The organism is Streptomyces sp. H27-H1, from assembly GCF_026627445.1.
Classification (GTDB): domain Bacteria; phylum Actinomycetota; class Actinomycetes; order Streptomycetales; family Streptomycetaceae; genus Streptomyces.
This window is the reverse complement of sequence record NZ_JAPNLJ010000001.1, coordinates 314,176-327,144: the sequence shown is the minus strand read 5'-3', so window position 1 is coordinate 327,144 and position 12,969 is coordinate 314,176. Positions and strand designations below refer to the sequence as shown.

At 71.3% G+C, this 12,969-nt stretch carries 12 protein-coding genes, 3 tRNA genes and 1 pseudogene; 8 read left to right on the top strand and 8 right to left on the bottom strand.

Annotated elements, in window-relative coordinates:
- Positions 1 to 13: 13 nt before the first annotated feature.
- Both OTB20_RS42685 and OTB20_RS01590 read left to right on the top strand, forming a co-directional pair.
- Positions 14 to 109, top strand: coding sequence for a putative leader peptide (locus OTB20_RS42685; RefSeq protein WP_420716292.1), 96 nt, complete (start codon positions 14 to 16; stop codon positions 107 to 109).
- Between the two features lie 142 nt (positions 110 to 251).
- Positions 252 to 1,487, top strand: a pseudogene (locus OTB20_RS01590) (sulfatase-like hydrolase/transferase).
- A gap of 82 nt (positions 1,488 to 1,569) precedes the next feature.
- On the opposite strand, the gene OTB20_RS01585 reads toward OTB20_RS01590, so the two are convergent.
- From OTB20_RS01585 to purS, 6 genes are all read right to left on the bottom strand, one after another.
- Entirely contained in the window at positions 1,570 to 2,400 is an 831-nt protein-coding gene (locus OTB20_RS01585) for an META domain-containing protein (protein ID WP_267814657.1), read from the bottom strand.
- A gap of 48 nt (positions 2,401 to 2,448) precedes the next feature.
- Positions 2,449 to 3,240, bottom strand: coding sequence for a maleylpyruvate isomerase family mycothiol-dependent enzyme (locus OTB20_RS01580; RefSeq protein ID WP_267814656.1), 792 nt, complete (start codon positions 3,238 to 3,240; stop codon positions 2,449 to 2,451).
- 44 nt (positions 3,241 to 3,284) lie between these two features.
- Complete coding sequence (locus OTB20_RS01575; protein WP_267814655.1) at positions 3,285 to 3,815, bottom strand: hypothetical protein; 531 nt, start codon at positions 3,813 to 3,815, stop codon at positions 3,285 to 3,287.
- A gap of 194 nt (positions 3,816 to 4,009) precedes the next feature.
- Entirely contained in the window at positions 4,010 to 6,259 is a 2,250-nt protein-coding gene (purL, locus tag OTB20_RS01570) for a phosphoribosylformylglycinamidine synthase subunit PurL (protein ID WP_267814653.1), read from the bottom strand.
- The gene (gene purQ / locus OTB20_RS01565; RefSeq protein WP_267757069.1) at positions 6,256 to 6,936 is read right to left on the bottom strand and encodes a phosphoribosylformylglycinamidine synthase subunit PurQ; all 681 of its coding nucleotides are present in this window, start codon (positions 6,934 to 6,936) and stop codon (positions 6,256 to 6,258) included. The genes purL and purQ overlap by 4 nt, the downstream gene beginning before the upstream one ends.
- Positions 6,937 to 6,938: 2 nt before the next feature.
- Positions 6,939 to 7,190: a phosphoribosylformylglycinamidine synthase subunit PurS gene (gene purS / locus OTB20_RS01560; protein ID WP_267757070.1), complete on the bottom strand. Its 252-nt coding sequence runs from the start codon at positions 7,188 to 7,190 to the stop codon at positions 6,939 to 6,941.
- Between the two features lie 356 nt (positions 7,191 to 7,546).
- Here purS and OTB20_RS01555 point away from each other — a divergent pair, with 356 nt between their 5' ends.
- From OTB20_RS01555 to OTB20_RS01530, 6 genes are all read left to right on the top strand, one after another.
- A complete protein-coding gene (locus OTB20_RS01555; RefSeq protein WP_267814650.1) occupies positions 7,547 to 7,864 on the top strand; it encodes a histone-like nucleoid-structuring protein Lsr2 in 318 nt (105 codons plus the stop codon).
- 86 nt (positions 7,865 to 7,950) lie between these two features.
- Positions 7,951 to 8,022, top strand: a tRNA-Gly gene (locus OTB20_RS01550).
- Positions 8,023 to 8,101: 79 nt separating this feature from the next.
- A tRNA-Gly gene (locus tag OTB20_RS01545) sits at positions 8,102 to 8,174 on the top strand.
- A gap of 146 nt (positions 8,175 to 8,320) precedes the next feature.
- Entirely contained in the window at positions 8,321 to 9,565 is a 1,245-nt protein-coding gene (locus tag OTB20_RS01540; protein WP_267814649.1) for a sensor histidine kinase, read from the top strand.
- Complete coding sequence (locus OTB20_RS01535; RefSeq protein WP_267757073.1) at positions 9,562 to 10,173, top strand: response regulator transcription factor; 612 nt, start codon at positions 9,562 to 9,564, stop codon at positions 10,171 to 10,173. The genes OTB20_RS01540 and OTB20_RS01535 overlap by 4 nt, the downstream gene beginning before the upstream one ends.
- 22 nt (positions 10,174 to 10,195) lie before the next feature.
- A tRNA-Gly gene (locus OTB20_RS01530) sits at positions 10,196 to 10,268 on the top strand.
- 109 nt (positions 10,269 to 10,377) lie between these two features.
- Here OTB20_RS01530 and OTB20_RS01525 read toward each other — a convergent pair.
- Together OTB20_RS01525 and OTB20_RS01520 are read right to left on the bottom strand one after the other, a co-directional pair.
- Positions 10,378 to 11,280, bottom strand: a complete 903-nt coding sequence (locus OTB20_RS01525) for a phosphoribosylaminoimidazolesuccinocarboxamide synthase (protein ID WP_267814648.1) — start codon at positions 11,278 to 11,280, stop codon at positions 10,378 to 10,380.
- A 126-nt stretch (positions 11,281 to 11,406) separates the two neighbouring features.
- Complete coding sequence (locus tag OTB20_RS01520; RefSeq protein WP_267814646.1) at positions 11,407 to 12,894, bottom strand: N,N-dimethylformamidase beta subunit family domain-containing protein; 1,488 nt, start codon at positions 12,892 to 12,894, stop codon at positions 11,407 to 11,409.
- Positions 12,895 to 12,969: the final 75 nt, after the last annotated feature.

Here is a 12,969-nt window from a genome sequence, read left to right as displayed (position 1 = left end):
CAAGCTCCGGCTCATGCAGCCTCTCGGTGACCGCTCCGTCACCCTCGTAGCGCGCCGACACGTGGACCTAGTCCGTGTCGCCAGCGCGATCTGTCGCTGTTCTGCGTAGTCACACGCCGCTTTTCCCCTTTCCTTTTTCTCCTTTTCCCGCCGCTTTCCGCCCGAGCCCGCTCCGCCGTGCCCTGCGCCGTCCCGCGCTGCCCGGAGCCGGCCCGCGCCGGACGGCCGGCGGGCCGTGTTCTGGAGTACCCGTGACCTCGTACGACCCCAACCTGTCCCGGCGCGCCTTCGGCGGCGCGGTCGGCGTGACCGCGGCCGCCGCGGCGGTGGGGCTGGGCGCCGCCTCCCCGGCCCACGCCGCACCGGCCGCGGAAGCGCGGCACTCCGGCCCCGAGGAGCGGGAGTTCCGGGCCGAGCGGGGGCGCCGGTCCCGCCGCCCGAACATCCTGTTCATCCTCGGGGACGACCTCGGCTGGGCCGACCTGTCCTCCTACGGCTCCCCGGACATCAAGACCCCGAACCTCGACCGGCTCGCCCGCCAGGGCGTCCGCTTCACCGATGCCTATTCGGGCTCCGCGACCTGCTCCCCGACCCGCTTCAGCCTCTACACGGGCCGCTATCCGGGCCGCACCAAGGGCGGGCTCGCCGAGCCCATCGCCGACAAATCGGCGGGCCTGGAGCCGACCCACCCGACGCTGGCCTCGCTGCTGCGCGGCTCCGGCTACTCGACGGCGCTGATAGGCAAGTGGCACTGCGGCCACCTGCCCGACTACAGCCCGACCAAGTCCGGCTGGGACGAGTTCTTCGGCAACTTCGGCGGGGCCCTGGAGTACTACTCCAAGCTCGGCCTGGGCGGCGAGTACGACCTGTACGAGGGCGACGCCGAGTAGGACGGCGGGTCCGTCGAGAAGTACAAGCAGATGGTGGAGGACCTCGACCGCTCGGTCGGCGAGGTGCTGAAGGCGCTCAAGCGCTCCGGCCAGGAGGAGGACACCCTGGTCTTCTTCTCCAGCGACAACGGCGGGGAGCGCTTCTCCTACAACTGGCCGCTCTCCGGCAACAAGGCCTCCCTCCAGGAGGGCGGCATCCGCGTCCCGAACATCGTGCGCTGGCCCGCCCGGCTCGACGGCGGCCAGGTCAGCCGCGTCCCGGTCTTCACCCCGGACTGGACGGCCACCCTGCTGGAACTGGCGGGCGCCCGCGCGAACCCGGCGTACCCGCTGGACGGGGGCAGCCTGGCCGGGTACCTGCTGCGCGGCGAGAAGCCCGCCGAGCGCAGCCTCTTCTGGCGGGTGCGCGGGGAGCGGGCGCTGCGCCGCGGGGACTGGAAGTACTACCGCGGCAAGGCGGGCCGCGACCAGCTGTTCAACCTGGCCGGGGACCTCCGCGAACAGGCCGACAAGGCCCCCCTGGAGCCGGCCCGGCTGGCCGAACTGCGGGCGGCCTGGGAGAAGACGGACGCGGGGCTGCTGCCCTACCCGGGCTGATCGCCGGGGCGATGGCGAAGGACGGCGAACCGCGTACGTCTGAGCCCCGTACGTCTGAGCCCCGTGCGTCGCGGCCCCGGGGTCACTCGGCGGCGGAGGCCGCCTTCGCGGTGAGGCCCTTGCCATCGGCGCTCGCCGTGAGTTCGAGGGTGTCGCCCTGGATCCGCCAGTCGAGCCGGCCGTTGCCGAACAGCTCGGTCAGCGTCCGCTCGACCTGCCCCTCGGGGCCGGTGCAGGCCATCCGGGTCGTGGTGAGCGGTCCGAAGGTGATCGAGGGGCCCTCGACGGCGGCCTTCGCGTTGAACCGGTTGCAGCCGAGGCTGCCGCTCGCGGACCCGTCGGCGCCGACGGTGAAGCGGGCCTTGCCCTGCGCCCCGGACGGCAGGGAACTCGCCGTGCCCGCTCCGAGCAGGGAGTCCACCGTCCACACGGTGGCGACGAGAGGGGCGTCGGGGGTACGGGGCTTCGTGCTCAAGCTGATCTCGTTTCCCTCGGGGGTTTTCAGGGTGACGGCGTCGGGCTGCTCCCGGACGGTCAGCCGGCCCTGGAACAGCTTGGCGAAGGCCGTCTCGAACCGCATGTTCTCGCAGGCCATGTCGGTGGAGGCGCCGGGCCGTGCGGTCATCGTGGTCTCGGAGTCGAAGACGACCCGGGCCGTGAACCCGTTGCAGCCGTAGTTGCCCGTGGCCTGCGCCTCGTGACCCGTCCTGACGGGCTCGAGCGTCAGCTGGGCGGCGTCGGGCGCGGTCAGTGTCAGTCCGTCCACGGTCAGGCTCACCACGGACCAGGTACCGGTGAAGCCCCGGTCCGGACGCGGACTCCCGCTCGCACCGTCGTCACCACAGGCGGTGGCGGTGGCGGACAGCACGAGTACGGCGACCAGGGCGGCGGGGAGGAGCGGCAGCGTACGCATGCCGGTGGGACGCGGCCGGCGCCCCGGCGGTTCCGCGGGCCCGCCCGGTCAGCTCATCAGGGGGAGCAGCGCCGACAGGTCGGCGCGCTCGCCGCTGGCCCGGACCTGGGCCCCGTCCAGCGCTTCGGCCCAGCTCGTACGGCCGGTGGCGAGCCGGATCCAGGTCAGCGGATCGGTCTCCACCACGTTCGGCGGGGTGCCGCGGGTGTGCCGGGGCCCCTCGACGCACTGCACCACCGCGAACGGCGGGACACGGAACTCCACCGCCCCGCCCGGAGCCTTGACCGCGAGGGCGTCGGCGAGCAGCCGGGTGCAGGCCGCCAGGGCCTGGCGGTCGACGGGGATGTCCAGTCCGGTGGCGCGGCGCAGGTCGTCGGTGTGGACGACGAGCTCGACGGTACGGGTGACCAGGAAGTCGGCCAGGGTCATGGCCCCGATCCACAGGTCCAGCACGCGGCCGCCGGGGTTCGCCTCGAGCGCCTCGGCCAGGCGGGCGCCGGCCCGGTCGTAGAGCTCGGTGAGCGGGGCGCCCTCCAAGGTCTCCTTGGCGGCCTCGGCGATCTTCCCGGCGAGCGAGGCGGTCGCGAAGGGCCACTCGGCGGCCGCCAGTTCGGCGACGGCGGCGGGCGGCCGGGCGAGGCCGCCGGCCAGCGAGTCGGCGATCCACGCGATGTGCGCGGCGAGTTCGGCGACGGTCCAGTCCCCGACCCCGCTCGGCCGGTCGAGCTGCTCGGAGTCCAACTCCCGTACGGCGTCCCGGACATGCCCGAACTGGGCGACGACGGCCGCGCGGGTCCGGTCGTGGTCGTAGGCACGCGGCTTCTTCTTGGCGGGAGGCATGGGGCCGACCTTACGCCGCCCGGCGCTCCGGTAGTCCGCGCGTCTCAGCCCCGCGGGGCTTCGGGCAGAACGGTCTCGCAGCCCGCCTTCGCCGCCGCCCGCAGGGCCGCCTCGCGGGCCAGTGCCGCCAGGGCGCCGGGCTCGCCTCGGTCCGCGCGTTCGAGCTCGGAGGCGGCGGTCACCCGCAGGGAGGTCACCCCGGCGGACTCGACCGGATCGGCGCACTTCGCGATCACCACGACACCGCGGACGCCGAGGTCGAACCGGCTCTCACCCGGCTCTGCGTCCTTGGAGGTGACCACCGTGAGCGAGAAGTAGTCGAACATGTCCTCCTGCCCCTCGAACGTCCCCGCCTTGCGCAGCAGACACAGGTGGTCCCCCGCGGGGCGGGCATCCACCTTTTCCGCGGAGTCGCCGTACCGCATCACCGCATCCGGGTCCACCAGACCCTGGCAGGCCTCGACGATCTCCGCCCGGCTGTCCTGACGCGTCCGGTTCCCGTCGTACATGGCCCAGCCGCCCAGCGCCAGGAAGGCCGCGAGGACGATGCTCAGGAGAACCTTTCCCCTGGTCACCGGCTGTCCGGTGCGGCCGGCCGGCGCTCCGTCCGTGTGGCGCACTGCCGCGGTTCTTGATCCGATTCCTGCTGCATGCGGCGAAGTTACGTCGTCACATGACCCCGTGCAAGGGTGCGGACGCCGGCACGGCCGAGCCCCCGTCCGGAACTTCCGGACGGGGGCTCGGACCGAGGATCACGACGAGCGGCGGCTCAGGCGAGCAGGGCCGGGATCGTCCCCTCGTGGGCGGTGCGGAGCTCGGTCAGGGGGAGGGTGAACTCGCCCTGGACCTCGATCTCCTCGCCGTCCACCACACCGATCCGGGTCGCCGGCAGGCCCCGCGCACCGCACATGTCGGTGAAGCGGAGCTCCTCGCTGCGCGGGACGGCCACGATGGCCCGGCCCGCCGACTCGGAGAACAGGAAGGTGAAGGCGTCCAGCGCCTCGGGCACCACGATCCGCGCACCGTTGCCGCCGCGCAGGCAGGACTCGGTGAGCGCCTGGATCACGCCGCCGTCGGACAGGTCGTGCGCGGCGTCGATCATGCCGTCGCGCGAGGCCGAGATCAGGATCTCCCCGAGGAGCTTCTCGCGGCCCAGGTCCACCTTGGGCGGCATGCCGCCGAGGTGCTGGTGCACGACCTCGGACCAGGCGGAGCCGCCGAACTCCTCGGCGGTGTCGCCGAGCAGGTACAGCAGCTGGCCGGCCTCCGCGAACGCCATCGGCGTACGGCGGTTTACGTCGTCGATCACACCGAGGACCGCCACGACCGGGGTCGGGTGGATCGCGATGTCACCGGTCTGGTTGTAGAGGGAGACGTTGCCGCCGGTCACCGGAGTGCCCAGCTCGAAGCAACCGTCGGCGAGACCGCGGGTGGCCTCGGCGAACTGCCACATGACGTCCGGGTCCTCGGGGGAGCCGAAGTTCAGGCAGTCGGAGATCGCCAGGGGCTTCGCGCCGGTCGCGGCGACGTTGCGGTACGCCTCGGCCAGGGCCAGCTGCGCACCCGTGTACGGGTCGAGCTTCGCGAAGCGGCCGTTGCCGTCGGTGGCCATGGCGACGCCGAGGTTGGTCTCCTCGTCGATGCGGACCATGCCGGCGTCCTCGGGCTGCGAGAGCACCGTGTTGCCCTGCACGAAGCGGTCGTACTGGTCGGTGATCCAGGACTTCGACGCCTGGTTCGGCGACGAGACCAGGGCCAGGACCTGCGCGCGCAGCTCCTCGGAGGTCTGCGGCCGCGGCAGCTTGCCCGCGTCGTCCGCCTGGAGCGCGTCCTGCCAGGAGGGGCGCGCGTAGGGGCGGTTGTAGGTCGGGCCCTCGTGGGCGACGGTGCCCGGGGGCACGTCCACGATGAGCTCGCCGTGCCAGTAGATCTCCAGCTGCTCGCCCTCGGTCACCTCACCGATGACGGTGGCGATGACGTCCCACTTCTCGCAGATCTCCATGAAGCGGTCGACGTACTGCGGCTCGACGATCGCGCACATGCGCTCCTGCGACTCGCTCATGAGGATTTCCTCGGGCGAGAGCGTCGCGTCGCGCAGCGGGACGGTGTCGAGGTCGACACGCATGCCGCCGGAGCCGGCGGAGGCCAGCTCGCTCGTGGCGCAGGAGAGCCCGGCGCCGCCGAGGTCCTGGATGCCGGCGACCAGCTTCTCCTTGAAGATCTCCAGGGTGCACTCGATGAGGAGCTTCTCCTGGAAGGGGTCGCCGACCTGGACGGCGGGGCGCTTGGTGGGCTTGGAGTCGTCGAAGGTCTCCGAGGCCAGCACGGAGACGCCGCCGATGCCGTCGCCGCCCGTGCGGGCGCCGTAGAGGATGACCTTGTTGCCGGGGCCGGAGGCCTTGGCGAGGTGGATGTCCTCGTGCTTCATGACGCCGATGCATCCGGCGTTGACGAGCGGGTTGCCCTGGTAGCAGGCGTCGAAGACGACCTCGCCGCCGATGTTCGGCAGGCCGAGGCAGTTTCCGTAGCCGCCGATGCCCGCGACGACGCCCGGCAGGACGCGCTTGGTGTCGGGGTGGTCGGCCGCGCCGAAGCGCAGCGGGTCGACGACGGCGATCGGGCGGGCGCCCATGGCGAGGATGTCGCGGACGATGCCGCCGATGCCGGTGGCCGCGCCCTGGTAGGGCTCAATGTAGCTCGGGTGGTTGTGCGACTCGACCTTGAAGGTGACCGCGTAGCCCTGGCCGACGTCGACGACTCCGGCGTTCTCGCCGATCCCGACGAGCATGGCGTCGTTCGGCGGGACCTTCTCGCCGAACTGCTTCAGGTGGACCTTGCTGCTCTTGTACGAGCAGTGCTCGGACCACATGACGGAGTACATGGCGAGCTCGGCGCCGGTGGGGCGGCGGCCGAGGATCTCGCGGATCCGGGCGTACTCGTCCTCCTTGAGGCCGAGTTCCTTCCAGGGCTGGGAGGCGTCCGGGGTCCCGGTGGCGTTCTTGACGGTGTCGAGGCTCATGCGCTGACCAGCTTCTTCAGGACCGACGTGAAGAACGGGAGGCCGTCGGTGCGGCCGGTCCCGATCAGCGGCTCGACCGCGTGCTCGGGGTGCGGCATGAGGCCGACCACGTTGCCCGCGGCGTTGGTGATGCCCGCGATGTCGCGCAGCGAGCCGTTGGGGTTCACGTCCACGTACCGGAAGGCCACTCGGCCTTCGGCCTCCAGTTCGTCGAGCACCCGCTCGTCGGCCACGTAGCGGCCGTCCATGTTCTTGAGCGGTACAGAGATCTCCTGGCCGGCGGTGTAGTCGCCGGTCCACGCGGTCTCCGCGTTCTCCACGCGCAGCTTCTGGTCGCGGCAGATGAAGTGCAGGTGGTTGTTGCGGAGCATCGCCCCCGGCAGCAGGTGGGCCTCGGTGAGGATCTGGAAGCCGTTGCAGATGCCGAGGACGGGCATGCCGCCCTTGGCCTGCTCGATGATGCTCTCCATCACCGGCGAGAAGCGGGAGATGGCTCCGGCGCGCAGGTAGTCCCCGTAGGAGAAGCCGCCCGCGAGGACGACCGCGTCGACCTGGTGCAGGTCCTTGTCGCGGTGCCAGAGCGATACGGGCTCGGCTCCCGCGAGGCGCACGGCGCGCAGCGAGTCACGGTCGTCGAGCGTTCCGGGGAACGTGACGACTCCGATGCGAGTGGTCACCGTCAGGCCTCGACCTTCACGGTGAAGTCTTCGATGACGGTGTTGGCGAGGAAGGTTTCGGCCATCTTGTGGATGCGGTCGAGGGCGGCCTGGTCGACCGGTCCCTCCACCTCCAGTTCGAAGCGCTTCCCCTGGCGGACGTCGGCGACCCCTTCGAAGCCCAGGCGCGGCAGTGCACGCTGCACCGCCTGGCCCTGGGGGTCGAGGATCTCCGGCTTGAGCATGACGTCGACTACGACGCGTGCCACTGGCACTCCCGATGAGGTGGTTGGTGCGAAGGCGGTTCCATCAGCGTACCCGGCCGAAATTTCTACGCGGGTAGATACGCTGCGCGGGTCACCGTCGGACGGATTGGGCTTCACCAACGCTTCGCAAAATCCGCCGGAAAACCATGTGTCCGGGATTGCGGCAAGACACGCGGAGAGAATTAACTGGGCTTCGCAATGCAATGAGAATCGGGGTACAAAGGATTCCTCCGGTGCACTGGCTTTTTCGCGGTGCATGGTGGGGCCAGAAAGATGCATTCTTCCGAAACATCCACACAGGCGACATCACCGCTTCGTCCCCGCACGTCAGCGGGGAGCGGCGTCGCACGAAGGGACCGATATCCGTGGCCCAGCGCGTAGTAGTCACGATCTCCGACGACATCGACGGCGGAGAAGCAGCGGAAACGGTCGTCTTCGGGCTGGACGGTAAGACGTACGAGATCGACCTCAATGTGGCCAACGCAAAGAAACTGCGGAAGGGCCTGGCCCCGTTCGTGGCGGCCGGCCGCCGCCAGGCCCGCTCCGGGAAGGCCTTCAAGCACACCGCCATCGCCCCCGACCCGGCGGTCGTCCGGGCCTGGGCCCGCTCCAACCAGCTCGACGTACCGCCGCGCGGGCGGATCCCCAAGAAGGTCTACGAGGAGTACAACGCGGCTCACTGAGAGCCGATTTGCCATCCACCCCACTCGGTCCGCTAGTGTGTGGATCACGCCAAGGGGCCAGGCCGCAGGTCGGACCCCGAAGTCGTGCGGGTGTAGTTCAGTAGCAGAACATCCCCCTTCCAGGGGGAAGGCGCAGTGTGCGATCCCTGTCACCCGCTCTGCTCGCTTTACCGACCACGGTTGTGGATCAGGTAGAGTGATGCACGCATCGCACGGCAGTTTTGTCGTGGGAAGCATGCGGACGTAGCTCAGTTGGTAGAGCACCACCTTGCCAAGGTGGATGTCGCGCGTTCGAGTCGCGTCGTCCGCTCAGCGTATGAAGGCCCCGGTCATTGACCGGGGTCTTTGTCGTATGCCCTCGAAACACACCACCGCCGACATCACCGCAGGCCGGATATCCGAGATCCATGACAGGTGTCATGGCCCCTCCGGCCCGAAGCCCACGAGACTGAGGTCATGAAACTCAGCGGCTGGTGGAAGAACCGCAGCAGCGCGGGGAAGGTCGAGCTGTACACGCGCTGGTCGTTCCACTTCTTCGTGGTCATCGAGATCGTGTCGATCGGACTGGCCGCGCTGGGCTCGATGGCCGGAAAGACCTCCGCGCCGGTCGCGGTCTCGCTCTTCCTGACGGTGTGCGCGCACTCCGTACTCGTCGGCTTCCTCTCCTCCCGGTCGCTCGACTGGATCCTGGGCCTGCGCGAGCGCCCGGTCCGCCTCGCGGTCGGCGTCACCGCCGCGACCGCCACCGCCAGCCTGGGCGTGCTCTCCCTGCGCGCGGCCGGCCTCACCGGCGAGCCGTCGGTGACCCCGACCGTCATCGTCGGCATGACCTGCTTCACCAGCGGCACGCTCGTCCTGTGCCTGCGCGGGATCCGGCAGATGCGCTACGTGGCCCCGGCCACGGCCGCCTTCGTCGCTCTGGCCTCCCTCGCCTTCGGCATCTCGGCCGGAGAGTCCGCGGGCCTGGCCGTCGGGGTGCTGATGACCAGCGCTTTCCTCTGCGCGGCCTGCGGGTTCTCCGGCTGGCTCCTCGACACCGTGTACGAGCTGGACCGGGCCCGCGAGGTGCAGGCGCAGCTCGCGGTGGCCGAGGAGCGGCTGCGGTTCGGCCGGGACCTGCACGACGTGATGGGCCGCAACCTCGCGGTCATCGCCCTCAAGAGCGAGCTGGCCGTCCAGCTGGCCCGGCGCGAACGCCCCGAAGCCGTGGAGCAGATGATCGAGGTGCAGCGGATCGCCCGGGAGTCCCAGAAGGAGGTCCGCGACGTGGTCCGCGGCTACCGGGAGGCGAACCTCGCGGTGGAGCTCGAGGGTGCGCGCGGGGTGCTGCACGCGGCCGGGATGGACTGCCGGGTCGATTACGAACCGGGCCGCGAACTGCCCGCCGAGGCCCAGTCGGCGCTCGGCTGGGTGGTGCGCGAGGCGACGACGAACGTACTGCGGCACGGCGACGCCCGCAGCTGCGTGATCCGGCTGACGGCGGCGCCCTCGGGCACGCTCACGCTGGTGGTGGAGAACGACGGGGCCCCCAAGGCCCCGGCCGGCCCGCCGGGCTCGGGGCTCGCGGGCCTGCGGGAACGGCTCGCCGTGCTGGACGGCACGCTGGAGGCCGGCCCGGTGGACGGCGGCCGGTTCCGGCTGCTGGCCCAGATTCCCGGCCAGGCGGCCGGGCCGATCCGAGAACCGGAGGCGCGGGCATGAGCCCCGTACGCGTACTGCTGGCCGACGACGAGCACCTGATCAGGGGCGCGCTCGCCGCGCTGCTGGGCCTGGAGGACGACCTGCTGGTCGTCGCGGAGGCGGCCTCGGGGCCGGAGGCACTCGCGATGGCGCGGGCCCACCGGCCGGACGTGGCCGTGCTGGACCTGCAGATGCCGGGGGCCGACGGTGTGAGCGTGGCCACATCCCTGCGGGCCGAACTCCCCGACTGCAAGACCATGATCGTGACCAGCCACGGCCGGCCCGGGCACCTGAAGCGGGCCCTCGCCGCGGGCGTACGGGCCTTCGCGCCGAAGACCGTCTCGGCGCAGCGGCTGGCCGAGCTGATCCGGACCGTGCACGCGGGAGGCCGCTACGTGGACCCCGAGTTGGCGGCGGACGCGATCAGCGCGGGCGACTCCCCGCTGACCGCCCGCGAGGCCGAGGTGCTGGAACTGGCGGGGGACGGGGCACCGATCGCGGAGATCGCGGAGCGGGCCGCACTGTCCCCGGGGACGGTACGGAACTACCTGTCCTCGGCGGCCTCCAAGCTGGGCGCCGAGAACCGCCACACGGCAGTGCGTCTCGCACGGGAGCGAGGTTGGGTATAGTGGTTCTCGCGCTACGGCGCATGCGGACATAGCTCAGTTGGTAGAGCACCACCTTGCCAAGGTGGATGTCGCGCGTTCGAGTCGCGTTGTCCGCTCAGCAGTGAAGAAGCCCCGGTCCTCGGACCGGGGCTTCTTTCGTTTCCGGGGCCGCGCGGGGGCCCCGGTCGGGGCCCCGTTTCCGGGGCCCCTCCGTGTCTTCCCGGCTCAGGTCCAGGACTGGCCGGTGAGCCGCTCGTACGCCTCGACGTACTTGGCGCGGGTCTGCTCCACGACCTCCTGCGGGAGGGCCGGCGGCGGGAGTTCGCCCTTGGGGTCCCAGCCGGAGGCCGGGGAGTTCAGCCAGTCGCGGACGTACTGCTTGTCGAAGGAGGCCTGGCTGCGGCCCGGCTCCCACAGGTCGGCCGGCCAGAACCGGGAGGAGTCCGGGGTGAGCACCTCGTCGGCGGCGACCAGGTTGCCGTCCTTGTCGAAGCCGAACTCGAACTTGGTGTCCGCCAGGAGGATGCCGCGCTCACGGGCGATGTCCCGGGCCCTGCCGTACACGGCCAGGGTGGTCTGGCGCAGCAGAGCGGCCGTCTCGGCGCCGGCGGTGCGCGCGACCTCCTCGTAGGAGACGTTCTCGTCGTGCTCGCCGACCGCGGCCTTGGCGGCCGGGGTGAAGATCGGCGCGGGCAGCTCGGAGCCGTCCACGAGGCCCTCGGGGAGGCCGAGTCCGCAGACCGTACGGGTCTGTACGTACTCGGCGAGGCCGGAACCGGTGAGGTAGCCGCGGGCCACGCACTCGACGGGGATCATGTCGAGGTTCTGGCAGATCAGCGTGCGGCCCGCCCAGTCGGCGGGGGCGCCTTCGGGCAGCTCGGCGCTGATCACGTGGTTCGGGACGAGGTCCTGGAGCTGGTCGAACCACCACAGCGAGAGCTTGGTGAGCACGCGGCCCTTGTCCGGGATCTCGGTGGGCAGCACCCAGTCGAAGGCGGACATCCGGTCGCTGGCGACCATGACCAGCCGGCCGTCCTCGTCGCGGTAGAGGTCGCGCACCTTGCCGGTGTGGAGGTGGACGAGGCCGGGCACCTGGACCGGCTCGGGCTTTTCGACGAATCCGGACACGGGGTCTCCCTGTGGTTCTGTACGAGCGCAGGGCCATTCTCCCGTACCCGTTCGCGAACGCGGACAACGGGTCCGGGGCCCGGTTCCCCTTCTGGCTCCCGCGCCCGCGCCCCCGCCCGGTCCGGGTCAGTCCCGCTTGCAGATCCGGTCGAGGAGATTGGCGGTGGCCCGCTGGACCCGCTCGTCCACATGCCCGGGGCGGTCGAGGGCCGGGGACCAGGCGAAGGTTCCGGACGCGAAGACGAGCGCGCCGCTGGGGGCCCGGTAGAGGGAGGTCTCCTGGTGGCGGCGGTGGCCCTCGCCGTCCTCGTACGGGGAGTGCGCGAGCAGGATCCGGCTCTGGTGCTCGGGGAGCTGCGTGCGCGGGAAGTACCGGTCGGCCTCACCCGCGACCAGGCCGGGCAGTTCGTCGTTCTCGACGGCTCCGGTGGAGTCCCAGAGCCAGTGCGTGGCATTGCGCACCACGAGGGGCGCGGGCTCGGGGACCCGTCCCGCGTACTGGATGCCGAGCAGCTGCTGCTCCGGGCGGTCGACCTCGCGCCAGAGGCTGGGACGGCCGGGACCGCGGCGCTTTCGGCAGGTCAGGAGCCGGTCGTCGACTCCGGAGGGCGAGGGGGAGAGCTCGACCTGCCAGTACATCGTGTTGGCGGAGAGGAAGACGAGCGAGGTGCCGTGGTCGCGGGCGCGCTCGACGGTGCGGCGCATGGGCCGGGACCAGTACTCGTCGTGGCCGGGGAAGACCAGGCCCCGGTAGCGGGTGGGGTCGATGCGGCCGGCGTGCAGGTCGCGGGCGTCGGCGTAGGCGAGGTCGTAGCCGTAGCGCTCGGCCCAGCGGATGAAGTCGTAGGCGTGGCCCACGTGCAGGGGCAGGCCCGCGCCGGCGTAGGGGCGGTCGAAGGAGACGGTGATGGCGGCGTCGCGCTCGCCGAGCAGGCGGCCGTCCTCGTCCCAGGCGTGGTAGAGGCTCGCGCCCGTTCTGCCGTCCTCCGGGTAGAGGTTGTAGGCCTGCCAGGTGATGTCCGGCAGCAGGAGCAGCAGATCGGCCGGGTGGTCGTCGCGCACCGTGAAGGGGATGTGGGAGCGGTACCCGTCGGCGGTCGTCAGGACCGCCACGTACGCCCCGACGCTCCAGTACGAGGGGACCTGGAGCCGCCAGGAGAGCCACCAGTGGTGGCAGGAGACGGTGCGGTCGGCGGTCAGGGGCGCGGGCTGGACGATGCCCGAGAGCCGGGGGCTGGTGGTGATCTTGGAGGCGCCGTCGCCGCCGTAGTGCCCGATGCGGTAGACGTCCACGGAGAACTGCTGGGGCGGATCCACGGTGATGTGGAAGTCGATGGCCTCACCGGGCGCGACGGCTCCGGTGGAGGCGAACCCCTTGATCTGCCGGTGCACGTCGTCGGCGGTGCGCTGGCCGCCGTTGCTCCTGGGCCGGGGGACCTGCTGCCCCGGTCCGGTGGTGAGCGCCGGGTCCACGTACCAGGGCACGACCTGTCCGCTGTCGTCGTAGTAGAGCTCGCTCCCCCGGAACCACGGCAGGGGGCCCTGGCCGAAGGGATCGGTCACCGCGTGCGCGAGCGCACCTGACTCCCAACGCCGGATCTGCTCCGCACCCATACCGTGCTCCCCTCCCTCGCTCCCCCGAACGCCACGACCGGTCCCAGCACATCACATAACGCACGCAGTCCGTCA